Here is a 22,905-nt window from a genome sequence, read left to right on the forward strand (position 1 = left end):
AAGGTTGACATTAACGGCAGGTAAAAGTTTTAGGACTTTACTACCGCTCACAAAAACATTTTTAGTCGACTGATTGTGAGCATAGGTAAGCGGGAATTTTCCGGTATTTATCTTTTGATAAAACCGTGCACCCGCTAATAGTTTGCTGTTTTTAATCCGTACTTAATGAGCATAACGCGTGTTCTCATTAATGGATCGAATCATTGATTGTTTAGCTGAATTCAAATGGTTACGGAGCGCAAGGGTGGCATCCAGGTCACTGCGGCAAATCAGAGCGCTGAGAATGGTCATATGCTCATCGACGGCAATGATATTGCGCTGTTTAAGATCGCTTTCGTCCCATTGATAGTGAAAATGAAAGATGACTGAGATGATCTCAAGCGATTGATCAAAAAAGATATTATCGGCAGCTGAAAGCAGTAAGGAGTGAAAATCTCTGTCAAGTTGCGAGAACATGCGAAAGCTATTGCCGATGTTGTCACGCAGTAGTCGATGACGTTCGAGCATGGTTTTCGCCTGCAGCCAGCGGGGATCATGATCAGGCAGGTTGAGAAAGTGCTGAAGTGAATGAGTTTCGAGCATTTCGCGTAGCTCAAACAGCTGCTCGGCGTAGGATTGATCGAATTGCTTCATGCTCCACTGGCCGCGCTTTTCGCTCTGAATAAGATTATAACGACCGAATTTTAAAAGATATTCTCTTACAACCACCGGGCTGACACCCGCGGCCCGAGCCAGTTGCAGTTCAGAAAAAGTTTCCCCTGGGCGTAACTGGCGCTGGTTTATCATCGTAAAAAAAGCCTGCTCAAACACTTTGTTTTGTTCACTCATTGAAGCGGTAGTACAGGCGAAACCGTCATCATGGTCAGGTTTACGCGCAATAACATAGTCGTTTCCAACCTGCGTCAAGACGCCGCATTCGCGTAAGTGGCTGAGAATATGACGCACTGTGGTGCGGCTGATGTTGTACATTTCCGCCAGCGCACTTTGCGATGGAAGTGGGGAAGGGATGTGACCCCGCGCCATATCATCAATGACCTGGTTAATCACATTGTGGCGTAAATTTTGTGAGCGACTCATATTTTCCTCCTTGTGAGTCCATTAAAACCCGATTTAAAACATTTTTATGCGTGTGTTTTCACAAAACAGATTTTCCGTTCCGCTGCCATTTTTCATTTTCATTGATATCTAAGGCAACAAAAAATGGAGAGCCGAATCATGTCTACGATGAATGTTTTAATTTGCCAGCAGCCGAAAGAATTAGTCTGGAAACAACGCGAGATACCTATTCCGGGTGACAATGAAGCATTAATAAAAATTAAGTCTGTCGGGATTTGCGGTACCGATATTCATGCCTGGGGTGGAAATCAACCATTTTTTAGTTATCCACGCGTTTTAGGCCATGAAATATGTGGGGAGATTGTTGGGCTGGGTAAAAATATTGCTGATCTTAAAAATGGTCAGCAAGTTGCGGTGATCCCTTATGTTGCCTGTCAGCAATGCCCGGCATGTAAAAGCGGTCGCACCAATTGCTGTGAAAAAATTTCAGTTATTGGTGTGCATCAGGATGGTGGTTTTAGTGAGTATTTGAGCGTGCCGGTGGCGAACATTTTGCCCGCAGACGGTATTGACCCGCAGGCGGCAGCATTGATTGAACCTTTCGCTATTAGCGCACATGCGGTGCGTCGTGCAGCCATTGCTCCCGGCGAGCAGGTGCTGGTGGTCGGGGCGGGGCCAATCGGTCTGGGCGCGGCGGCAATCGCTAAAGCTGATGGCGCACAGGTGGTGGTGGCGGATACCAGTCCGGCACGCCGAGAACATGTGGCAACGCGTCTGGAGTTGCCCGTGCTGGACCCGTCAGCCGAAGATTTTGACGCGCAGCTGCGGGCGCAGTTTGGTGGTTCGCTGGCGCAGAAAGTGATCGACGCGACAGGTAATCAACATGCGATGAATAACACCGTAAATCTGATTCGTCACGGCGGCACGGTGGTATTTGTCGGTCTGTTTAAAGGTGAGTTGCAGTTCTCCGATCCGGAATTCCATAAAAAAGAAACGACGATGATGGGCAGCCGCAACGCCACGCCGGAAGATTTCGCTAAAGTCGGTCGACTGATGGCGGAAGGAAAAATCACTGCCGACATGATGTTAACCCATCGCTATCCGTTCGCCACGCTGGCAGAAACCTATGAGCGCGATGTGATTAACAACCGTGAGTTGATTAAGGGTGTAATTACTTTCTTATAAGGCGAGATTATTAAAGTTGCCATGCAGCGTCCGGGGAAGTGTTGGGCGCTGTTTTTTTTGTTTCTTAATAATGTGTTGTGAGCCGGAGAAGATGTGTAGGTCGCACCTTATGCGACCTACAAATCAGTCAGGAATTACCCTTCACGTTCCACCACTTTAATTTCCACCATGCCGATACCAAGCTTACGCGGCGAGTGTCCGAGGATATTCCCTTCGTTGGTTGAGACGGGTTCAGGTGGCACAATCACCAGCGTGTCAGCATCGGTTGGGTTATCGAAATGCAGCGTGGTGGTGGTTACTTCATTGCCCAGCACAAGGGTTTGTTCTTCATTGCCTACGCGTACCGGAATAGGACGGCTGGCGTTATTGCCGTATGCTTTGGCGGTAATCACCAGGTCAAATTTCTTCGGCAGCGGATGCTTGTACTCGATTTTTACTTCGTCGCCCAGCTGTGCGTTGGACCAGCGGCCCCACGACTCCGGACGAGAAATCCCGCTAAACTGTTTCACCTCTTCTGGCGCACCGGCGACGTTAAAGATGAAACTGTCGGCTTTGTAGCGAATATCGTTATCAATAATCTTCAGCGTATCGACATTGCCTTTGTAACGCGCCATGTCGATGACCGTATCTTTAAATGCCGTTTTGCCCTTCCATGTTGTTTTATCAACATGCTGGACAATTTGCTGACCGCCAAGCTGCCCTTGCGAGACACACCAGTCGGTGGAAAGTGCCAGTTCCGGAGCCCAGAGTTGTGCCATCTTATAGCAACGGTCAACCCAGACGAAATTGTCGCGTGGAGCGAAATCGGCCAGCTGGAAACGCAGCGGTGCTGAGTATTCACTTTCCGGCAGCGGTTCTACGCGCTTGTCTGAAACCCGCAACAGCAGCGGCAAACGGAAATGGCTACCCGAGAAGGCAATCATGTTTTTCTGCTGGTCGATGGTGAACTCTTTCATCTCTTTAGGGAATTTCCACAGGCGGATGATATCTGGCTTCCACGCCAATGTTTTCTCTTTGATATTGAGGAAGATTTCCGACATCGACTGCCCGGATAAACTGCTACGACCAAGTCCGAGATAGTTATCGCCACCGAGAATGTCCAGCACCGTCGCGCCGTTATCCATCGTATTACGCTTCACCGCCAGTGTTTCTTGCTGCGGCTTGTCGCCACGAATGACGAAAAACAGATTATTGCGATCTTGCTTATTGAGGTATTTCCACGCCGTGTTGTTCATCGCTAAATGGTCAGACGAGACGACGATAACGGTATCCTTAAACCACGGTGATGCTTTGATTTTGTTGATAAACGTTGCGATGTTCTCCTGGCTGCAACTTACCGCACTGAATGACTGATTTGGCTTACCGTCAAAATCATATTTTTTGCGGTTACAGGTGCGCGAGATAAAACCATCCGGGTGATGGGTATCGACCGTCAGGGTAAACAGTGAGAATCGCTGGCCAGAGCGGGAAAGCTCTTCAAACTTTTTCCACGCTTCATCCAGCACGGTATCGTCGTAGAATCCCCAGTCGTTGCGATAGTGTGGGTCTGCCACCACGCTTTTCAGCTCTTCTGAGCCATATAAATGGTCGAAGCCGTGCGACTTCAGGAACACATCTTTACCGGCAAAACGCAGATTCGCGCCCTGCACGAAATAGTTCTGATAACCCGAGTTCTTCAGGATATCGCCCAGGCAGATGTTCTGTGGGAAGAAGCTGGAAACAGAAGCGGAGGCGTTGCCTTCAAAGGGGGCAAACAGCGGTATGCCGCACTGAGAAGCCACCATGCCCGCAATCGTGTAATCCGTTCCTGGCAGCTGCTGCGTGTGGCTGAAATCCAGGCCTTCATTTTTCAACGCGCCCAGTTCAGGCGTGAGATCCGGGAAAGCTTCGTTATCAAAATAGGTTCGCTCGAGACTTTCGCCGTAGATATAAACCAGGTTGAGTTTCGGGTCAGGGATAGTTTTCGACGGCTCTTTATAATAAGCCGCAAAGTCCGGGTCGCCGTCGCGTGACTGGGATTTCACCAGTTCCGTTATCTGACGAAATGCCGGGCTGGCATCCACTGAACCCAGCGCCAGTAAGAGTGCCAGCAGGCTGTAACCAAAATGGTGCGGATGATGACGACGACGGCGCAGGATCCAGCCCAGAGCACCGAACACCGCCGTCAGCCCCAGCACAATGCCGATACCCGGAAGAATGTATTTGCTGACGCCAGCACCGGTCAGGCTGTTGGTTAAGGTATAGAGGACCGCGTCGTTAATACCATCGCCAGTAAAATAGTCGCTGGCAAACAGGGTGATATTTAAAACGACAAATAGCCCCAGCACCGTTAACGTGGCTGCAAACCACCAGGTGTTACGTCCCGCTTTCCATGCGTAAATCAGCACAGAGGCGAGAAAAAGGGCGAAAGAGAGTAGTTCTGACAACGGGCGATCCTCACTAAACCGGGCCGTTTAGCCAACGTTTAAGCTTTTTGAGAAGCACAATGTAATGGCGTCGCCATATTGCTGCAATTCTAGTGTCAAAAAAATGCGATGTTGTTAGGAATTAGTTTATAAACAGACTTTTTTGATTATGGTCGCTTCCCGTGTAACAGGGGGAAAACCGTACAGGAGCAGGGAAAAGGGCAGGAGAGAGCCGCGTCAGCCGGGTAACAGCTAAAACGCGGCGTTTCGCGGATCAGGAAATGAAGTTTAGCCCCTGCTTTAACACCAGATCGCAGGCTTTGGTTTTCACCTTTTCTGCCAGCGGAGTCGTTCCGATGTTATCCAGATTGAGTTGCTGACCATCTTTGGTTTTCAGCAAACCCTGAATGCCATCCAGATAGTTGGTGTCTTCTTTTTGCTCTTCACTGTTCAGGCCCAGCTTTTCCAGCACCTGGTTCTTGATGTTTTCGGCATCGGTTACCGAAGCTAGCTTTTGCTTGGCGCAGTATTGCAGTATGCCTGCGGCATTGTTCATGTTATCTGCGCTTAAGGCCTGGTTCCCGCTGCTAAGCAAGCTAGTTAATGAAGCGAGCGACCAACCGCCTTCTTGTGTCGTGCTGTTTTGGTTGCCAAGTTCGCTGGCGGCGCTGGAGAGCGCATCTTTCCAGGATGCAGCATGCACCCCGGTGGAAATTAATGCGCTGGCAGCAATGGCACAGCACAGAAGATGTTTAATAGTTTTCATCATCATTACTCAAGGTGGAATTGTGTCGCAGTATACCGCCAGAAATTGGGATTAATACTCTTTACCCGTTACCCGGCTACGGTAGCTATCCCAGTTGAAGATCACCCACAAACTGTTGCCCAGGCGCATACGATCCATCACGCGTTCGCCCAGCAACTTGGTCATCTCTTCCATATTACTGTTGGTCAGCATCCCGGTTGGGCGTTTGGAAGAAGAGCGGCGATCGACGATCTGGTTGATGATCACTTTTTCGTATTTCGATTCGGTCTGCACACCGATCTCATCGATCACCAGCAGATCAACGTTGCTCAGATCGTTAAGCAGTTGTTCTTCGCTGGTACCTCTATTCCTGAAGGTATCTTTCATCGCCGACATAATATCGGCCACGGTGATGATCAATACGGATTTACCGCGTAGCAGTAGCTCGTTGCAGATTGCCGCCGCCAGATGGTTTTTGCCGGTTCCTGGCTTGCCAGAAAAGATGAAGCTGGCGATGTTGCCGTCAAACTCTTCGACATACTGGCGCGCTTTGCTTAACGCATTCATCTGCCCTTCACACTCAACGCGATAGTTCTCAAAGGAGCAGTTCTGATGCAGTGGACGAATACCGGAGCGGTTAAAGGTGCGCTGCATTTTCATCGCCCGGTTTTCACGTTCGAGAGCGGCGGAGCGGATTGCCCCTTGTTCTTTCTGCCAGGCCAGCAGTTCTTCGCCCGTTTTGAATGCGGGTTTGATATGGGCAGGCATCATTTTTTGCAGGCGTTGCATCAGGTCGCCAACGTTTTTCATCGTTACCCTCTGAATCCTGGTGGAATTTGGCTGTCAGGTTCGCTGACCGTGTTCACATCTCGTTTCGGCAGTCCGCCGTTGCTGGCACGACCGATTTGCAGGCTGCGCGCCAGTTTTTGTTGCCACTGTACATGGTGAAAGACTTTACCTTCCGCCTGCCAGTAGGCAATGAATGAGGCCAGTTCTTCGGTGGTCACCGGCTCTTTTAGCGCCACGCCCCATAGCGCCGCCAGGCGGATAAAGTCGGCATCGGGTTGCCAGTCCGGATACATGGCGAATTTCCCCATGGGTACAGCAACGGGAGCGGCTTGCGGTTCCTGATAGAGTTGATCGTCCAGAGCGACATCGCTTCCCGGACGCGCCAGCTTTTCTTCCAGCGCCAGCAGTTCAGCCAGGCGCGCAGGCGTGACGGCATAAAACGCCGGGGCATTGTTAGCAAATACGGCAACCACACCGCCTTCAGCTTTTGCCAGAACGGTTTGGTGATCGTGTACCAGGGCGTCAATACCAACGACGTCCGGGGTCAAAACTCTGGAAGACATACTGTTTCTCAAATATGGAACGATGAACGAGAAGGGAGATAACTTTTATAGTAACACACGGAGGAGAGGAGGCTGTCTCTCATCCGCGTGCTTTAAGTGAGGCAATTTTATACGCGAGGGCGCTTGCGGTACAACCATAATCCAGGAATGGAAAGGCCGATGGATAATGCACCAACAATCGATGAAGCTGTAAGAAAGTTGGTTAACAGGGTAATCATCAACGGTTCGCTGTAACCTAGCTGGCTGATTTTTACCGCCGAAATCATTGCAGTATAAGCAGAGATGCCCGGAAACATGGGGATAACAGCCGCCACGGTAAACACTTTCGGATGTGCCAGATACCAGCGCGACCATTGAATACCAATGGTGCCGACCAGCATAGAGGCCATAAAGGTTGACCATTCAATATTCAGCCCGCTGGTCATTAAGATCATTCGGGAACCATGACCTATCGCACCAAGCAGCGCACACCAGCGTAACGCCCGAACGGGAACGTTGAACACCATCGCAAAGCCGACTGCAGGAATGGCGGCGAGGATCATATCCTGCGCCAACGCTAACAGAAATTCGATCACACCCATCCGCGTAGCCCCCAAATCGTCAGTGCCATCACCACGCCGACGCAGGTAGCCAGTGTCAGCAGACTGGAGATCGCCCAGCGTGCCAGTCCGGTATTGATGTGGCCTTTAAACATATCGGCGACGGCATTAATCAACGGAAAGCCCGGTACCAGCAAGAGAACGCTGGCGGCCATCGCAATGGTGGGGGTATTACTGAAAGTGGGAAGTTGCAAAAGCAAACCGGAAATGGTGGTGGCGGCGAAAGCGGTGAGGCAAAAGTTGATCTGTGGATGAAGATGACGTTGTGCCAGCAGCTGGCGGATATACATCGCGGCCGTACTGGCAAAGAAGGTGATGACGGCACCGTCCCAGCCACCGTTATTGAGTTTACAGAAACAGGCGCAAGAAAGGCCGACCATCAAGGCTACCAGCCATCGCGGGTAACGTAATGGCTGAATTTGGCTAAATCTTTTCTCTACGCCTTTGTAATCCAGCAGATGATGCTCCGCCAGAATCACAATGTGCTGGACTTCAGTCACCACATGCATATTAATGCCGCGATCGTGATTTTTACGTGTCGATGTCAGGCATTGCCCATCTTTAATGGTTGTCAGTACGATGGCGTTCGAAGAGATAGAACTTTCGACGCTGTCCATTCCCAGCGCCCGACCCAGTCGTGAGGAAAGTTCATCGACCAACGCGCTTTCCGCACCATGTTGCAAAAGAAATAATCCACACTGGATACAAAGCCGTGTTACGGCTCGCTGTTGCTCAGTTTGCATAACTCGCCCTTTGTCATAGACGTGCTGCGTATTGTTCAGATAATGAGAATCCATTTGTATCATGAAGCGCGGTTGTTTTGCGGCAGGTTAAGATCAAAATTGCGCTGATTAATCCTGGTTATCGGGAGAGGTTCGGTGGTAAAAAGCGAATAATCTCAAGCTGTAAACAAATTATAACGTGAATATTATCGGTATAATGAATGTATGGTCTGGTTTTTACGAATCGGGATTATCGATAACTGAGTGCTTTTTTAGGGTTTAAAAAAGATAAAACTATCAGATTTTATTGAATAAATATTGATTGTGTGATTTTTTATTTTGCGAGAAGAAATATTTTTTAATTATAAATTAAATGAATGAGAATTCTGTTTTTCATTAAGTATTTCTAACAACTTAATGTAGATATTTTAAATGTCTCCAGGCTATTTCACCAGGTTATCATTTGATGCTAACCTTCTGACACATGCAGTGGAGTTATTGTGTAGCAGGAGTATGCTGATATGAAAGTGAATGCAAAGGATAATTTATTCGCTTAATCTATTAATTTGCTGGGAACATTTAAGGAATGAATATCCTGAATAAACCATCATGATTTTTAGACAGTGGATGTGGAGGAAATATGTTGCCAGGATGCTGCAAAAATGGAATTGTTATCAGTAAAATACCTGTTATGCAAGCAGGGTTAAAAGAGGTCATGAGGACTCACTTCCCTGAATATGAAATAATATCCAGCGCCTCTGCGGAGGACCTTACCTTATTACAATTACGTCGTTCCGGATTAGTTATTGCAGATTTAGCCGGTGAAAGTGAAGATCCTCGTTCTGTTTGTGAGCATTATTATTCTTTAATCTCACAATATCGGGAAATTCACTGGGTTTTCATGGTGTCACGCTCCTGGTATTCCCAGGCGGTAGAACTGCTCATGTGCCCTACGGCGACATTATTGTCTGATGTTGAACCCATTGAGAATCTGGTCAAGACCGTGCGTTCTGGCAATACGCACGCAGAGCGTATCAGTGCCATGCTGACCTCTCCGGCAATGACTGAAACGCATGATTTTAGCTATCGCTCCGTTATTCTCACTCTTTCAGAGCGCAAAGTACTGCGGCTATTAGGTAAAGGATGGGGCATCAACCAGATAGCTTCATTGCTTAAGAAAAGTAATAAAACTATCAGCGCCCAAAAAAACAGTGCGATGCGTCGACTGGCAATTCACAGCAACGCTGAAATGTATGCATGGATAAATAGCGCGCAGGGTGCAAGAGAACTTAACTTGCCTTCTGTTTATGGGTAACCGGCTCATTTAAACCGTCTGGTCTGTTTCCTCCGGCTCTACAAAAATAATGTCCATCATTTTTAATGGACACTATCGTATGAAACACCGGACCTGGATCACTGAAGCTTTACGTCTTCACTTTGAAGAACATTTACCCCGGGTTGTGGCCGGGCGTCGCCTGGGTGTACCAAAATCAACAGTTTGTAGTATGTTCGTGCGCTTTCGGAGAGCTGGCCTTTCGTGGCCTTTGCCCGCAGGCATGTCGGAGCAGGAACTTGATGCCTGCCTTTACGGACAATTTTCCACGGTACCAGTCGTACGTCCTGAAAGCACCGTTATATCCGAAGCCCCCGTGGTAAAAAAACGTCCCCGGCGGCCCAACTTCCCTTATGAGTTTAAAATCGCCTTAGTGGAGAAGTCACTGCAGCCCGGAGCCTGTGTGGCGCAGATCGCCCGGGAAAACGGAATCAACGATAACCTGCTCTTCAACTGGCGCCATCAATACCGGAAAGGTGGCCTGCTGCCTTCCGGAAAAAATATGCCGGCACTGCTTCCCGTGACGTTAACGCCGGAGCCGGATAATAAAATCCCGGCCCCCGCACAGGAACCAGAGCAGATAAATACACCGTCCGACAGTCTGTGTTGTGAGCTGGTTCTGCCGGCCGGAACTCTCAGGCTTAAAGGTAAACTGACGCCGGCGTTATTACAGACACTTATCCGCGAAATAAAAGGGAGCAGCCACTGATGATATCTCTCCCTGCAGGTTCGCGTATCTGGCTGGTTGCAGGTATCACCGATATGCGAAATGGCTTTAACGGCCTGGCATCAAAAGTTCAGAACGTCCTGAAGGATGACCCGTTCTCCGGACACCTGTTCATCTTCCGCGGACGCCGGGGTGACCAGATAAAAGTGTTGTGGGCTGACAGTGACGGACTGTGCCTCTTCACCAAACGCCTGGAGCGGGGCCGCTTCGTCTGGCCAGTCACCCGTGACGGCAAGGTGCACCTTACTCCGGCTCAGTTATCCATGCTTCTTGAAGGTATCAACTGGAAGCACCCGAAACGAACGGAACGCGCTGGAATCCGCATATAACCCGTTGTAAAGTGAGGATATGGACACCTCACTTGCTCATGAGAACGCCCGCCTGCGGGCACTGTTGCAGACGCAACAGGACACCATCCGCCAGATGGCTGAATACAACCGCCTGCTCTCACAGCGGGTGGCGGCTTATGCTTCCGAAATCAACCGGCTGAAGGCGCTGGTTGCGAAACTGCAACGTATGCAGTTCGGTAAAAGCTCAGAAAAACTTCGTGCAAAAACCGAACGGCAGATACAGGAAGCACAGGAGCGAATCAGCGCACTTCAGGAAGAAATGGCGGAAACGCTGGGTGAGCAATATGACCCGGTACTGCCATCCGCCCTGCGCCAGTCTTCAGCCCGTAAACCGTTACCGGCCTCACTTCCCCGTGAAACCCGGGTTATCCGGCCGGAAGAGGAATGCTGTCCTGCCTGTGGTGGTGAACTCAGTTCTCTGGGATGTGATGTGTCAGAGCAACTGGAGCTTATCAGCAGCGCCTTTAAGGTTATCGAAACACAACGTCCGAAACAGGCCTGTTGCCGGTGCGACCATATCGTGCAGGCACCAGTACCTTCAAAACCCATTGCACGCAGTTATGCCGGAGCGGGGCTTCTGGCCCATGTTGTCACCGGGAAATATGCAGACCATCTGCCGTTATACCGCCAGTCAGAAATATACCGTCGTCAGGGAGTGGAGCTGAGCCGTGCCACACTGGGGCGCTGGACAGGTGCTGTTGCTGAACTGCTGGAGCCGCTGTATGACGTCCTGCGCCAGTATGTGCTGATGCCCGGTAAAGTCCATGCTGATGATATCCCCGTCCCGGTCCAGGAGCCGGGCAGCGGTAAAACCCGGACAGCCCGGCTGTGGGTCTACGTCCGTGATGACCGTAACGCCGGTTCACAGATGCCCCCGGCGGTCTGGTTCGCGTACAGTCCGGACCGGAAAGGTATCCATCCACAAAATCACCTGGCCGGTTACAGCGGTGTGCTTCAGGCCGATGCTTACGGTGGTTACCGGGCGTTATACGAATCCGGCAGAATAACGGAAGCCGCGTGTATGGCTCATGCCCGGAGAAAAATCCACGATGTGCATGCAAGAGCGCCCACCTACATCACCACGGAAGCCCTGCAGCGTATCGGTGAACTGTATGCCATCGAGGCAGAGGTCCGGGGCTGTTCAGCAGAACAGCGTCTGGCGGCAAGAAAAGCCAGAGCCGCGCCACTGATGCAGTCACTGTATGACTGGATACAGCAACAGATGAAAACACTGTCGCGTCACTCAGATACGGCAAAAGCGTTCGCATACCTGCTGAAACAGTGGGATGCACTGAACGTGTACTGCAGTAATGGCTGGGTGGAAATCGACAACAACATCGCAGAGAACGCCTTACGGGGAGTGGCCGTAGGCCGGAAAAACTGGATGTTCGCGGGTTCCGACAGCGGTGGTGAACATGCGGCGGTGTTGTACTCGCTGATCGGCACATGCCGTCTGAACAATGTGGAGCCAGAAAAGTGGCTGCGTTACGTCATTGAACATATCCAGGACTGGCCGGCAAACCGGGTACGCGATCTGTTGCCCTGGAAAGTTGATCTGAGCTCTCAGTAAATATCAATACGGTTCTGACGAGTCGCTTACGTTTATGGAGATGCCGCAGAATGGAACACAGCCGAATTAAGAAGAGAAATGTCGCACTCATAGAAAAATGCGTCATGAGCAGTATCGGTATTGAGAGTTTATTCAGAAAGTTTGCAGGTAACCCTTATAAGCTCCATATCTATACCAGTCAGGAGTCATTTCAGGATGCCATGTCGCGGATCTCATTTGCGGCGGTCATTTTTTCTTTTTCTGCCATGAGAAGTAAACGCAGAGAGGGATTATCTTGCCTGACTGAACTGGCGATTAAGTTTCCGCGTACCCGACGTTTAGTTATTGCGGATGATGATATTGAAGCTCGGCTGATTGGTTCATTGTCGCCATCACCGCTGGACGGTGTATTAAGTAAAGCGTCGACGCTGGAGATTTTTCATCAAGAACTCTTTTTGTCATTAAATGGTGTGCGTCAGGCGACCGACCGACTGAACAATCAGTGGTACATTAACCAAAGCCGGACGCTAAGCCCGACGGAGAGAGAAATATTGCGCTTTATGTCGCGTGGCTACTCAATGACACAAATTGCCGAGCAGCTTAAACGCAATATCAAAACGATCCGCGCGCATAAATTTAATGTAATGTCGAAACTGGGCGTCAGTTCTGATGCAGGGTTGTTGGAGGCCGCAGACATTCTGTTATGTATGCGTCATTGCGAAGCAAGTAACGTGTTGCACCCCTATTAATACGTTTAATGCCGGGTTTACTTCCCCGGCAAATTTTTCTATTTCAGCGTACAGTCACCACATTGCTGCACATCCGGCAAGCGATAACGCTGGCAGCAAGTGCGGCGCACCAGCAGGCCGTCGCGCAGCACCACGGTACGCCAGAGTGGATTATCTTCACCGGTAGTGAGCGTTTTCTCAAAAAAGAGGGCATGGCGCAGCGATTCAACCGTCGCCTCGCCGAGCAGCTGTTTCATCTCAGTCAGATACCAGTTGATCAAATAACCGGTATTGCTCCAGATAAGTTTACCGTTAATCTCTCCCGTTGCTTCTAGTGCCTGCACAACCGGAACAAGCGCCTGGCTGATTAACGTTTCCATTCGCTGCTGCGGTGAATGTGGTGTTGCGTTTTTATCTTCATACACATCGACCCAGAAACAGGCGGCGCGTCCGGTTTCGTGAAACTCAACGTGGAAATGTTCCGGCGTCACATCTAATGCTTTTTCCTGCGTTAACAGGGCCAGCATTAATGGCGGCACCATCAGGCCGATGTACCATTGCGCCCACAGGGAGATCAGCGGCTTATTCTCGCGGATCATCGTTGGTTGATTGCGGTAGATATGATCGGAATAAACAGCTAACAGAGAACTTAACGCATTCGGTGATGACCATTGCGCCAGCGTCATGGCGTTAAGCGGGGCGGGTTCATCCAGACGGATAAACTCGAGCAAATGTTCACGATGTTCGGCGATCGTCGCACGTACTGCTTGTGCAAGCCCAGCATCCTGCGGCTGGAGATGCGTTCGCCAGATAACATCTTCATAGAGCGGTGCGGAACGATAGGCCATAATCGCGATGGTAATCTAAATGATAATGATTGCTAATCCTAGCGATAGGTTTATTCGATAGCAAGGGATTTCTCTGACTTGCAAATGATAAAAATTATCATATGATATTGGTTATCATTATCAATGAAAGAGATGAAACCATGTTGCAACGTATGCTGGGCAGTGGCTGGGGAGTGTTTCTGCCAGGATTGCTGATTGCAGGGCTGACGTATGCGGATTTATCGCCGGATCAGTGGCGGATTGTCATTCTGATGGGATTGGTGTTGACGCCGGTGATGTTGTATCACAAACAGTTACGGCATTACATTTTGCTACCATCGTGCCTGGTGCTTATTGCTGGCGTCATGCTGATGATAATGAATTTGAATCAGGGATGAAAAAACAAGGAAGGAAGTAAAGATAATTGGTGCGAGGGGGGGGACTTGAACCCCCACGTCCGTAAGGACACTAACACCTGAAGCTAGCGCGTCTACCAATTCCGCCACCTTCGCACAGTCATCTTACTTTTTTGATATCGCCTCGTTTGGTGCGAGGGGGGGGACTTGAACCCCCACGTCCGTAAGAACACTAACACCTGAAGCTAGCGCGTCTACCAATTCCGCCACCTTCGCCCAGTGCGAGCAATATCAACGTGGTTTTTGGTGCGAGGGGGGGGACTTGAACCCCCACGTCCGTAAGGACACTAACACCTGAAGCTAGCGCGTCTACCAATTCCGCCACCTTCGCATACCATCAATTCTTAAAAAGAATTGCTACCACGGAGGCGCATTCTAGTGGTTTTCAGCTTTTCGTCAATAGTTAATTATCGACGGAGGTGTAATTGCTGGAAAAATGGCCATCGGCGGATTGTGGATAATTCGTTTGTCGGTCGGATAAGGCGTGTACGCCGCATCCGACACAGTATGCGGCGACAGATATCAGATACTTAACCTTTCTTCGCCTGGCGGGTCATAATGGCGCGATACACCTTGAATCGCCCGGTTTGCGCGATCACTTCGTGGAAGCCAAATGTCTCATCCAGCACGTCCGGGTAAGGCAGGAAGGCGTTCGCCACAATTCTCAGCTCGCCGCCGCTGTTAAGATGACGCACCGCGCCGCGAATCAGCGTTTGCGCCGCATCCAGGCTGGTTTGCATCCCATCGTGGAACGGCGGGTTGGAGATGATCATATCAAAGCGACCTTTCACCTCGGAAAAGACGTTGCTGGCAAAGACTTCACCTTCAATACCGTTGGCAGCAAGTGTTGCACGGCTGGCTTCAACTGCTGGCGCAGAAACATCGCACAACGTGAGACGAATTTTCGGCGAATGGCGCGCAAAGGCAACCGAAAGCACGCCCGCGCCACAGCCGACATCCAGCACTTTACCTTTCGTGTGCGGAGTTAACGTCGAGAGCAGCAGTTGGCTACCGACATCCAGACCGTCGCGGCTAAACACGCCCGGCAACGTTTTGACCGTCAGGCCATCGACGTTATATTCGCCCCAGAATTTATCGGCATCAAACATCGGCTGCTTTTCCAGACGACCAAAATAGAGGCCACAGCGACGGGCGCTGTCGACTTTATTCAACGGCGCATAATCTGCAAGCATCTGCTCGGCGCTGCGCACGCCGCTTCGGTTCTCGCCAACGACAAAAATATCCGTTCCCACCGGCAGCAGAGAAAGTAAATTCATCAACTGAAACTGGGCTTCCGGTTTGTTCTTCGGCCAGTAGTAAATCAGCGTATCGCAATCTGCGACGTCATCCGCCGTGGCGACCAGACTAAAACGGGCGTTATCCCCCATCTGGCGGCTTAACACCTGCCAGTGGTGGAATTGCTGGGTATGAGCACGGCTGGCCGCGGTATCTAAACGCGCGGGCAGGTCATCCTGTAAGTCTCCGGCAAAAAGAATACGGCTTTGTTCGAAATCATCACTGTGACGCAGCAAGACTTCACTTGCCGGGGTAAATGCTGACATGGAATGCTCCTCAATTGATACTGGCGGCGATTATAGCCATATGTTGGCGCGGTATCGACGAATTTGCTATATTTGCGCCCCTGACAACAGGAGCGATTCGCTATGACATCCCGACGAGACTGGCAGTTACAGCAACTGGGCATTACCCAGTGGTCGCTGCGTCGCCCTGGCGCGTTGCAGGGGGAGATTGCCATTGCGATCCCGGCACACGTCCGTCTGGTGATGGTGGCAAACGATCTTCCCGCCCTGACCGATCCTCTGGTGAGCGATGTTCTGCGTGCATTAACCGTCAGCCCCGATCAAGTGCTGCAACTGACGCCAGAAAAAATCGCTATGCTGCCGCAAGGCAGTCGCTGCAACAGCTGGCGGTTGGGTACTGACGAACCGCTATCACTGGAAGGCGCTCAGGTGGCATCACCGGCGCTCACCGAATTACGGGCAAACCCAACGGCACGCGCCGCGTTATGGCAACAAATTTGCACATATGAACACGATTTCTTCCCTCGAAACGACTGATTTACCAGCGGCTTTCCACATTGAACAACGCGCCCACGCCTTTCCGTGGAGTGAAAAAACCTTTGCCAGTAATCAGGGCGAGCGTTATCTCAACTTTCAGTTAACGCAAAACGGCAAAATGGCGGCGTTTGCGATTACGCAAGTGGTGCTGGATGAAGCTACATTGTTCAATATTGCGGTCGATCCTGACTATCAGCGTCAGGGACTGGGAAGGGCGCTGCTGGAACATCTGATCGACGAACTGGAAAAACGCGGTGTGGCGACGTTATGGCTGGAAGTCCGTGCCTCAAACGCTGCCGCCATTGCCCTGTACGAAAGTTTAGGCTTTAACGAGGCGACGATTCGCCGCAATTACTACCCCACCAAGGACGGTCGCGAAGACGCCATCATCATGGCGTTGCCAATCAGTATGTAAGACAAGGTGGAATAATGAAGTGGGACTGGATTTTCTTTGATGCCGATGAAACGCTGTTTACCTTTGACTCGTTCACCGGCCTGCAGCGGATGTTTCTTGATTACAGCGTCACTTTTACCGCTGAAGATTTTCAGGACTATCAGGCCGTTAACAAGCCCCTGTGGGTAGATTATCAAAACGGCGCGATCACTTCATTACAGCTTCAGCACGGGCGTTTTGAGAGCTGGGCCGAACGGCTGAACGTCGAGCCAGGTAAACTCAACGAGGCCTTCATTAATGCGATGGCGGAAATTTGCACGCCGCTGCCGGGCGCGGTTTCCCTGCTTAATGCCATTCGCGGCAACGCCAAAATCGGCATCATCACCAACGGCTTTAGCGCCTTGCAGCAAGTGCGTCTGGAACGCACGGGCCTGCGTGATTATTTCGATTTGTTGGTGATTTCCGAAGAAGTTGGCGTAGCCAAACCGAATAAGAAAATTTTCGATTATGCGCTGGAACAGGCGGGCAATCCTGACCGTTCACGCGTGCTAATGGTTGGCGACACTGCCGAGTCCGATATTCTCGGTGGCATCAACGCCGGGCTTGCGACCTGCTGGCTGAATGCGCACAATCGCGAGCAACCAGAAGGCATCGCGCCTACCTGGACCGTTTCTTCGTTGCACGAACTGGAGCAGCTCCTGTGTAAACACTGATTGCCTCCCCCCCGTTGATGGGTAAAATAGCCGCAATTTTTCGTTTTCAACAAGCGCGGCGCGATGCCGCTTACTCAAGAAGAAAGAATTATGACGTTGTCTCCTTATTTGCAAGAGGTGGCGAAGCGCCGCACTTTTGCCATTATTTCTCACCCCAATAATTAAGCCCAAATTAAAGCTCTTTTACTCTTTCAAAATCCTTTCAGTTAATTTAGGTTGAGTTATGTAACTCATTTAAATACATTTGGTTATGTAGCTTCTTTAATTGAAAACTCTTTCATGTAACTTTAAATCGATCAGCTTGCTTTCATCAAAAATCTGTACATATGCTTGTACATAATGTACAAAACAGCAGAGGTGTTTTGCGATTTGTACAAGGTGAGTAATGGCGCTGTCTGATGCGTGGTTGCGTTCAGTCGTTGGAAAGGAACGTGATAAGGTTTTGGTTAAATCCGATCGTGATGGTCTGTCTGTCAGAGTATCACCGAAAGGTCGCGTAGTGTTCCAATATCGTTATCAATGGGCAGGGAAAGGTGAGCGTCTTGATATCGGAACTTACCCGGCAACTGGATTAAAAGAGGCCAGAGAAGAAGTTATCCGTCTTCGTGGTGAACTCGAGTCAAACCGTAATCCACGATTGGTCAAGCAGGCTGAAAAACGAAAAGCTACTGAAGCCATGACGGTAGAGTCTGTGATCCGTGCTTGGTATGAAGCATATTGTGTAAAAAATAAAAAAGGTTCTGAACAGATACTTCGCTCGTTTGAGCTGCACCTGTTCTCTAAAATCGGGAATATCCCTCACGATGCAGCTACATTGCATGATTGGTTAGAAGTCCTGGAGCCTCTTAGCACTAAGACTCCAGCAATAGCAGACCGATTGCTAATTAACGCAAAGCAGGCCCATGTCTGGGCGTATAAGAGAAAGCTCATTGAAACTCGCCCGCTGTCGGATATCACGGGTAAAGATATGGATATCCGTAAAGGTCAGAAGAAACGGTTTCTGACACATGATGAAATTAAAATCCTTTATGCTGCGATCGATGGTTCTCGAATGGTTCCTAAATACCGGGCCTTCATTAAACTATTGCTGCATTTTGGTTGCCGTAGTTCAGAGCTAATTACCGCCCGGGTGGACGATTTTGATTTCATTAATAAAGTATGGACTGTACCACCAGAACGACATAAGACTGGGGAGATAACAGGCGAACCGCTAAAGCGGCCCATTATTGAACCGGTTGAAGAGCTTATAAAGTACGCTATCTCTATGAACAATGGTTCCGATATGCTTTTTACTAAGGAAGGAAGCAGGGAACCCGTTGGTCGGACATCATTGCAGTCGCTGCCTTACAATTTAATGCAGTACGCATGGCGGTGTTTAGGATATCAATTCCCTCATTGGTCTCTTCATGACTTGAGACGTACAGCTCGAACAAATTTTTCTGATCTTACTGCGCCTCATATCGCAGAAATTATGCTTGGTCATAAGCTGCCAGGGGTATGGCAAGTTTATGATAAGAGTGATTATCTAGAAGAACAGCGTAAAGCTTACCTGGCATGGTGGAAGAGGGTTGAATCGATTGTTAATTGTCAAACTGACGGTTTGTATCACCTGAACATAACCAAATCTCCTAGCACACTTTGAGCGAGATGTGAGCGTTAAGTTTACGCCATTGTGTTGACATAAGAGGGGGCGGGTATCGATATCATCACTATCCCTATGCCCCTAAATCGCTCCTGCCATTTGATAAATGCAGATGTTTACCACCAAATGTTTTTGATACTATAGGTCGATTCATGATTTACCTAGAAACTTAGTTGTAACGAAAACTTCTTAACGGACACTATCTGGATAAAGTTAGTTTTTTATTTAAGAGGGTTAACATGTCAAAGTTAAAAAATGAACCATTAGTAAGGGTATCAGAAGAAGACGGAATAGAAATAAGGAAGATCCAATATCCAGATAATACGATAGAAAGAATTTATAAGCAGAAAGGTGTAATATTACCACGAATACCTTTAAAAGGCCGCTTTGTAGAACAATATGTGGCCTTACAGTTGCTTGATAAAGATCTTCGGAATGTTATTGGTTGGGAGAATATAATAAAAAATATTTGTAATAACATTAATAAAGAACAACACTTTATTTATCCGGATTTAGAAAAGAATCTAATATTAAAGTCTTTGTTTATATCAAAAGTTGTTACTTACGGTAAGTGTTTTACAGAGGCGAAAGGGCGTCGATTCACATTGCAGAGAAAGCATGTGCCAGAAAAATATAGAGATTTACATGATTCTATTATGAATGTTAGACATAACTTTGCTGCCCATAAAGGTGAATTCGAATATGATCAATGTGGCTTGGTTTTAATATTGCCGGGGACCAAGAAAAAAAGGTACTATCATATTTTTTCAGAGCTCAATCAAATAAATTACGGTAATAATGAGGAAGATGATGAACGTTTTTTTATGTTATATGATTCACTGCGTGAAGTCATTAAAGAAAAACAAGATAAATTAATTGATAAAATATACGCTGAAAAGATTCATACTCAAACAATGGAGTATTGGTTGAGCCGAGCAGGAAAAGAAACAGAGATTTAATTTGTTCAGTATATAAAAGCTAATTTTTAAGGAGTAATTTTCAGATGATTAAAGCTGATTACATTGCGATAGGTACTCTACGACTAACTTTTCAACAAGAGTAAGGGGGTAATCAATTTTATTTGTATCAATGGTATGACATTTCTTGGCGATAATGTTTTGATCTTATCGATTCATGTCATATGGTCATTGGTAACGTCCGCTCTTGGTAAAGAGTGGACGCTCAGATTAGGTTTGGCATCTAAGCATAGATGTGTCAGCTCACATCTAAGCTAATACATATTACTCAATCACTCCCGCAAATCTGTAAATCTTGTGTGATGCCCATTTATTTGGGCAGGATTTAATATCAGGATCTGGAAAGTCAGGCCTGTATTTCTGACCAGTTCTCCTGTTTACGCTGTTCCAGCGAAGAACTGTCGATACTGAAACACCACAGAAATCGGCGACTTGTTTAGTTGTCATTAAGTTGTTCATTACTTCACCTCCTGCGGCGGCTCCGGTAGTGGCATCCAGTGGGTTACTTTCGATGCCTGTTCTTCCTCATTGTCAGTAACTGCCCACCATTTGTTTCTCGACCAATCGTAATACCCTTCGAAGGTATCGCACTCAGTCCAGCCGTAAGACTTCCCCCAACACCAAACATACTGTTTATCATTCGGCATTCGCTCACTACAGCTTATCCAACCACCTGGACTTACCGGAGAGTTGCCAGACAGCGCGTTCTGCAGCCGTTCCAGCTTAACGTATTCCTGAACCCTGTTTCCGTCGCACACCTGAAGCCATTGCGCAGCCTTTTGCGCATCAGTGTGAAAGGCACAAGTGCGACCGTCATCAAATTGCATTTCGTAGAGGTCAGCAACTTGTTCAAACTGCGTGTGTGGTGACTTGTAAGTTTGGTTTACAGGTTCGGCACCATGAAGCATGGCGGCGCGGCAGGCGTTCCAGCCTTCATCAAAACCGACTATGCCATTATTTAAAGACGGACGAGCATCTGGCACTACCGGCACTGGCTTGGCTATATATAGCGGCTGAACATACCAGCCCTTTGATAACCAACTGTCAGCAATGTTTTTACTCCTCGTTATTGCCGGAATACCTAAGCCATTTTCTGAATGCAGCCACGCCACCGGCTCCTCTTCTAGCGATGCCAGAGCAATTTCATAAGCACGGCGCTCAATATCGTCTCGAACCTCTAGGCTGCTGATTCGTTCTTTGATTTCTTTAATCAGTTCTTTATTGGTAAATGTGGTCATTATGCTCCAGCCTCCGGTGCTTTTGGCACTACTGCCCAGTGAGTGATATTGACGTTTTCAAGGTCCCCGACCTGAAATGTCCACTGCCATTCTCCGGTTTCTTTTTGTCCCCAGGTGTACCAGAGAGAACGCCAGCCAATCAGCCAGCCTTCTCCATTAGCATCAAATAACAGAACACTTTCATTTGCTGGTGGCAGTTCAGTTGACACTGGTATTATTTTGTTTTCCAGTGCCGCACATTTAGCTTCAAGCGCGTCGAATTTACGTACCAGGTACTCAGCATTTGTTTCGTTCACTTTCAGATCTCGCGGTACACATTTCCCGCGAAGAAACCCTTCCATTTCGAAAACATTCATGCGCATTTGCGTAACTCCGATAAATCGTTAAAACGTTCCATAAACATCCCGTAGGCATGGCCCGGTGCCAGTGGAATCACGTTGAACATCTCTGTTGCCGGGATGCCTTCCAGTACAGGCCAGAAAGAGCCATCATCAAGCCCGAGATCGCGGCGTTCGGTTGCCAGCATGATGAGATCGGCATATTTCACGGGTGTACTCATAACCGGGGGTAACCCGTATTTCTCACGGATTACGGCGTCTATTTTTTCTTCCATCCGTTTATAGTCAGGAAGAAGGCGTTTCAGTGGTGCGGGAATGTCCTGGCAATACGCTTCTGTTGCATCATGCATTAACGCTTCAAAAGCAAATTCCTGCGGCACCAGCTGGCTGCAAAGAACCGCATGTTGGGCGACGCTGTAGAAGTGCGAAAGATGACCGGCAAAGCGACAGATATTTGAAAGGGAAACCGCGATATCGTTAATATCGATGTCGTCTTTATTTATCCTGTCATAATAAAAATGCTTCCCAGAAAAAGTTTTGATAAATGACATTTTGTTCTCCACGTATATGCGCTGCACCGCGCTGAATTCTGGTAAAAAGAATCCCTCACCATCCGGCGATTATTGAGTAAATTACGTTTCCATAAATGCCCCCGCAGGGGCATTTGCAGTAATGAAATCAGGCGGTGAAAGTACCAATAAAGGTTTCTACTTTGCTGTCCTTGAATTTCTCAACAAGCAGATCACGAAATTCGTTAGCCATATCTTCCTGCACCGCTTCCAGCTGAATAATGCGCAGAACCAGTACAGGACGATCGCCAGTGATAATGCTGAGGCGTAATTTAAACGGACGTTCTTTCAGACCTTCAAACGGAACGCATTTAAATTCAAATGCCACTGGCATAATGTCTTTGGTCTTCGCTTCGACAGACTCCATCAGGGAGCGTTTGCCGCTGAAGTCATTATCTTCAAAATCAGCGGTCTGGTTTGCTTCAATCGTGATTTTACGGACCGCCGCAGCCGCTTTTGTTGCCTGAATGGTGTCACCATTAGCATCAAAGCCCACAAGATAGTCGGCCCAGTCTTCAATCCATTCTGCCAGTGACTTCTGGGAGTTACGCTCGCCGTTAACATACAACAGGGCAGAGAACGGTGCTGTCTTTTTCAGTTTGAGAGTGGCGGTGTTATCTGCGTGACCTGGTTCATCAATAGTACCCAGGTTAAGCACACTGACGGCACGCATATTATCAGCATCGATAAAGCAGCGGGTGCCTTCATCTGCAAGATCTTTAGAATAACGGGTAAAGTCATCGATGCTGGCAGTGGAAAGCGCACCACGGAAACGGAAGCGATTTAAATTAAATTTTTCCAGATCATGAATGCGGAAATTCTCAGGCAATGCCACAGCATCGGCACCAATCTTACTGATAATTTCATTAACACCCTGAGCAGAAATAAGGGCATGGATTTGATTAATTGCGGTTGCGTCTAAGTTCTGAGACATAATAAGTCCTCACTATATAAAGATATTC

24 protein-coding genes, 3 tRNA genes and 3 pseudogenes are annotated in these 22,905 nt (G+C 48.6%); 13 read left to right on the plus strand and 17 right to left on the minus strand.

The genetic code is table 11. From position 1 onward, the window contains the following. Positions 1 to 162 precede the first annotated feature (162 nt). Positions 163 to 1,077, minus strand: a complete 915-nt coding sequence (locus QUF14_RS26515) for a GntR family transcriptional regulator (protein WP_000091572.1) — start codon at positions 1,075 to 1,077, stop codon at positions 163 to 165. Between the two features lie 138 nt (positions 1,078 to 1,215). On the opposite strand from QUF14_RS26515, the gene lgoD reads away from it, so the two are divergent. Further along, on the plus strand, positions 1,216 to 2,241 hold the full coding sequence (gene lgoD / locus QUF14_RS26520; protein WP_000106034.1) for an L-galactonate oxidoreductase: 1,026 nt from the start codon (positions 1,216 to 1,218) through the stop codon (positions 2,239 to 2,241). A 134-nt stretch (positions 2,242 to 2,375) separates the two neighbouring features. Here lgoD and opgB read toward each other — a convergent pair whose 3' ends face one another. From opgB to QUF14_RS26550, 6 genes are all read right to left on the minus strand, one after another. Further along, on the minus strand, positions 2,376 to 4,667 hold the full coding sequence (gene opgB, locus QUF14_RS26525) for a phosphatidylglycerol--membrane-oligosaccharide glycerophosphotransferase (protein ID WP_001292672.1): 2,292 nt from the start codon (positions 4,665 to 4,667) through the stop codon (positions 2,376 to 2,378). Between the two features lie 253 nt (positions 4,668 to 4,920). After that, complete coding sequence (yjjA, locus tag QUF14_RS26530) at positions 4,921 to 5,415, minus strand: DUF2501 domain-containing protein YjjA (RefSeq protein ID WP_077630113.1); 495 nt, start codon at positions 5,413 to 5,415, stop codon at positions 4,921 to 4,923. Positions 5,416 to 5,463: 48 nt separating this feature from the next. Next, positions 5,464 to 6,201 carry a replicative helicase loader DnaC gene (dnaC, locus tag QUF14_RS26535; RefSeq protein ID WP_286333215.1) on the minus strand — a complete coding sequence of 246 codons (738 nt, stop codon included), beginning with the start codon at positions 6,199 to 6,201 and terminating at the stop codon, positions 5,464 to 5,466. Positions 6,202 to 6,203: 2 nt separating this feature from the next. Continuing rightward, a complete protein-coding gene (gene dnaT / locus QUF14_RS26540; protein WP_000098814.1) occupies positions 6,204 to 6,743 on the minus strand; it encodes a primosomal protein DnaT in 540 nt (179 codons plus the stop codon). Between the two features lie 107 nt (positions 6,744 to 6,850). Then, on the minus strand, positions 6,851 to 7,324 hold the full coding sequence (locus QUF14_RS26545) for a threonine/serine exporter (RefSeq protein ID WP_000538188.1): 474 nt from the start codon (positions 7,322 to 7,324) through the stop codon (positions 6,851 to 6,853). After that, on the minus strand, positions 7,315 to 8,085 hold the full coding sequence (locus QUF14_RS26550) for a threonine/serine exporter family protein (protein WP_100733725.1): 771 nt from the start codon (positions 8,083 to 8,085) through the stop codon (positions 7,315 to 7,317). Before QUF14_RS26550 ends, QUF14_RS26545 begins: the two co-directional genes overlap by 10 nt. Positions 8,086 to 8,704: 619 nt before the next feature. Here QUF14_RS26550 and QUF14_RS26555 point away from each other — a divergent pair. From QUF14_RS26555 to bglJ, 5 genes are read left to right on the plus strand one after another with little or no spacing between them, the layout of a single operon-like run. Beyond that, complete coding sequence (locus QUF14_RS26555) at positions 8,705 to 9,379, plus strand: helix-turn-helix domain-containing protein (RefSeq protein WP_100733724.1); 675 nt, start codon at positions 8,705 to 8,707, stop codon at positions 9,377 to 9,379. A 49-nt stretch (positions 9,380 to 9,428) separates the two neighbouring features. Then, on the plus strand, positions 9,429 to 10,106 hold the full coding sequence (gene tnpA / locus QUF14_RS26560) for an IS66-like element accessory protein TnpA (RefSeq protein ID WP_100733974.1): 678 nt from the start codon (positions 9,429 to 9,431) through the stop codon (positions 10,104 to 10,106). Then, positions 10,106 to 10,453, plus strand: coding sequence for an IS66 family insertion sequence element accessory protein TnpB (tnpB, locus tag QUF14_RS26565; RefSeq protein ID WP_000624622.1), 348 nt, complete (start codon positions 10,106 to 10,108; stop codon positions 10,451 to 10,453). Before tnpA ends, tnpB begins: the two co-directional genes overlap by 1 nt. Before the next feature lie 19 nt (positions 10,454 to 10,472). Further along, positions 10,473 to 12,044, plus strand: a complete 1,572-nt coding sequence (locus tag QUF14_RS26570) for an IS66-like element ISCro1 family transposase (protein WP_000381395.1) — start codon at positions 10,473 to 10,475, stop codon at positions 12,042 to 12,044. A 50-nt stretch (positions 12,045 to 12,094) separates the two neighbouring features. Next, on the plus strand, positions 12,095 to 12,772 hold the full coding sequence (gene bglJ / locus QUF14_RS26575; RefSeq protein ID WP_001353481.1) for a DNA-binding transcriptional activator BglJ: 678 nt from the start codon (positions 12,095 to 12,097) through the stop codon (positions 12,770 to 12,772). 38 nt (positions 12,773 to 12,810) lie between these two features. On the opposite strand, the gene fhuF is transcribed toward bglJ, so the two are convergent. Next, positions 12,811 to 13,599: a siderophore-iron reductase FhuF gene (fhuF, locus tag QUF14_RS26580; protein ID WP_000331606.1), complete on the minus strand. Its 789-nt coding sequence runs from the start codon at positions 13,597 to 13,599 to the stop codon at positions 12,811 to 12,813. Between the two features lie 140 nt (positions 13,600 to 13,739). Between fhuF and QUF14_RS26585 the strand changes: the two genes are divergently transcribed. Beyond that, on the plus strand, positions 13,740 to 13,976 hold the full coding sequence (locus QUF14_RS26585) for a DUF1435 domain-containing protein (protein WP_072271683.1): 237 nt from the start codon (positions 13,740 to 13,742) through the stop codon (positions 13,974 to 13,976). Between the two features lie 27 nt (positions 13,977 to 14,003). On the opposite strand, the gene QUF14_RS26590 is transcribed toward QUF14_RS26585, so the two are convergent. From QUF14_RS26590 to rsmC, 4 genes are all read right to left on the minus strand, one after another. Continuing rightward, positions 14,004 to 14,090, minus strand: a tRNA-Leu gene (locus QUF14_RS26590). Between the two features lie 33 nt (positions 14,091 to 14,123). Continuing rightward, positions 14,124 to 14,210: transfer RNA gene (locus QUF14_RS26595), tRNA-Leu, on the minus strand. Between the two features lie 28 nt (positions 14,211 to 14,238). Continuing rightward, positions 14,239 to 14,325, minus strand: a tRNA-Leu gene (locus QUF14_RS26600). Positions 14,326 to 14,524: 199 nt separating this feature from the next. Continuing rightward, positions 14,525 to 15,556: a 16S rRNA (guanine(1207)-N(2))-methyltransferase RsmC gene (gene rsmC, locus QUF14_RS26605; protein WP_001272310.1), complete on the minus strand. Its 1,032-nt coding sequence runs from the start codon at positions 15,554 to 15,556 to the stop codon at positions 14,525 to 14,527. Between the two features lie 102 nt (positions 15,557 to 15,658). On the opposite strand from rsmC, the gene holD reads away from it, so the two are divergent. From holD to QUF14_RS26630, 6 genes and pseudogenes are all read left to right on the plus strand, one after another. Then, entirely contained in the window at positions 15,659 to 16,072 is a 414-nt protein-coding gene (gene holD / locus QUF14_RS26610) for a DNA polymerase III subunit psi (RefSeq protein WP_000204018.1), read from the plus strand. Beyond that, a complete protein-coding gene (gene rimI, locus QUF14_RS26615; protein ID WP_001092449.1) occupies positions 16,041 to 16,487 on the plus strand; it encodes a ribosomal protein S18-alanine N-acetyltransferase in 447 nt (148 codons plus the stop codon). The genes holD and rimI overlap by 32 nt, the downstream gene beginning before the upstream one ends. 14 nt (positions 16,488 to 16,501) lie before the next feature. Next, positions 16,502 to 17,179, plus strand: coding sequence for a pyrimidine 5'-nucleotidase (gene yjjG, locus QUF14_RS26620; protein WP_000870712.1), 678 nt, complete (start codon positions 16,502 to 16,504; stop codon positions 17,177 to 17,179). 90 nt (positions 17,180 to 17,269) lie between these two features. Next, positions 17,270 to 17,338 (plus strand): annotated as a pseudogene (locus QUF14_RS29115) (hypothetical protein); the annotation flags it as partial. Between the two features lie 226 nt (positions 17,339 to 17,564). Further along, entirely contained in the window at positions 17,565 to 18,821 is a 1,257-nt protein-coding gene (locus tag QUF14_RS26625; protein ID WP_001218284.1) for a tyrosine-type recombinase/integrase, read from the plus strand. Between the two features lie 239 nt (positions 18,822 to 19,060). Further along, entirely contained in the window at positions 19,061 to 19,780 is a 720-nt protein-coding gene (locus tag QUF14_RS26630) for a hypothetical protein (protein ID WP_000040218.1), read from the plus strand. A gap of 476 nt (positions 19,781 to 20,256) precedes the next feature. On the opposite strand, the pseudogene QUF14_RS26635 reads toward QUF14_RS26630, so the two are convergent. The 5 genes and pseudogenes from QUF14_RS26635 to QUF14_RS26650 all read right to left on the minus strand — a co-directional run. Continuing rightward, a pseudogene (locus tag QUF14_RS26635) lies at positions 20,257 to 20,496 on the minus strand (DUF551 domain-containing protein); the annotation flags it as partial. 414 nt (positions 20,497 to 20,910) lie between these two features. Continuing rightward, positions 20,911 to 21,036, minus strand: a pseudogene (locus tag QUF14_RS29120) (hypothetical protein); the annotation flags it as partial. Further along, positions 21,036 to 21,398: a YfdS family phage-associated protein gene (locus tag QUF14_RS26640; protein WP_063815049.1), complete on the minus strand. Its 363-nt coding sequence runs from the start codon at positions 21,396 to 21,398 to the stop codon at positions 21,036 to 21,038. The pseudogene QUF14_RS29120 and the gene QUF14_RS26640, both read right to left, overlap by 1 nt. Beyond that, the gene (gene yfdR / locus QUF14_RS26645) at positions 21,389 to 21,925 is read right to left on the minus strand and encodes a 5'-deoxynucleotidase (RefSeq protein ID WP_000008209.1); all 537 of its coding nucleotides are present in this window, start codon (positions 21,923 to 21,925) and stop codon (positions 21,389 to 21,391) included. The genes QUF14_RS26640 and yfdR overlap by 10 nt, the downstream gene beginning before the upstream one ends. Before the next feature lie 127 nt (positions 21,926 to 22,052). Further along, on the minus strand, positions 22,053 to 22,877 hold the full coding sequence (locus QUF14_RS26650) for a YfdQ family protein (RefSeq protein ID WP_000081305.1): 825 nt from the start codon (positions 22,875 to 22,877) through the stop codon (positions 22,053 to 22,055). Between the last annotated feature and the right edge of the window lie 28 nt (positions 22,878 to 22,905).

The organism is Escherichia sp. HH091_1A (genome assembly GCF_030295175.1).
GTDB lineage: Bacteria > Pseudomonadota > Gammaproteobacteria > Enterobacterales > Enterobacteriaceae > Escherichia > Escherichia coli_F.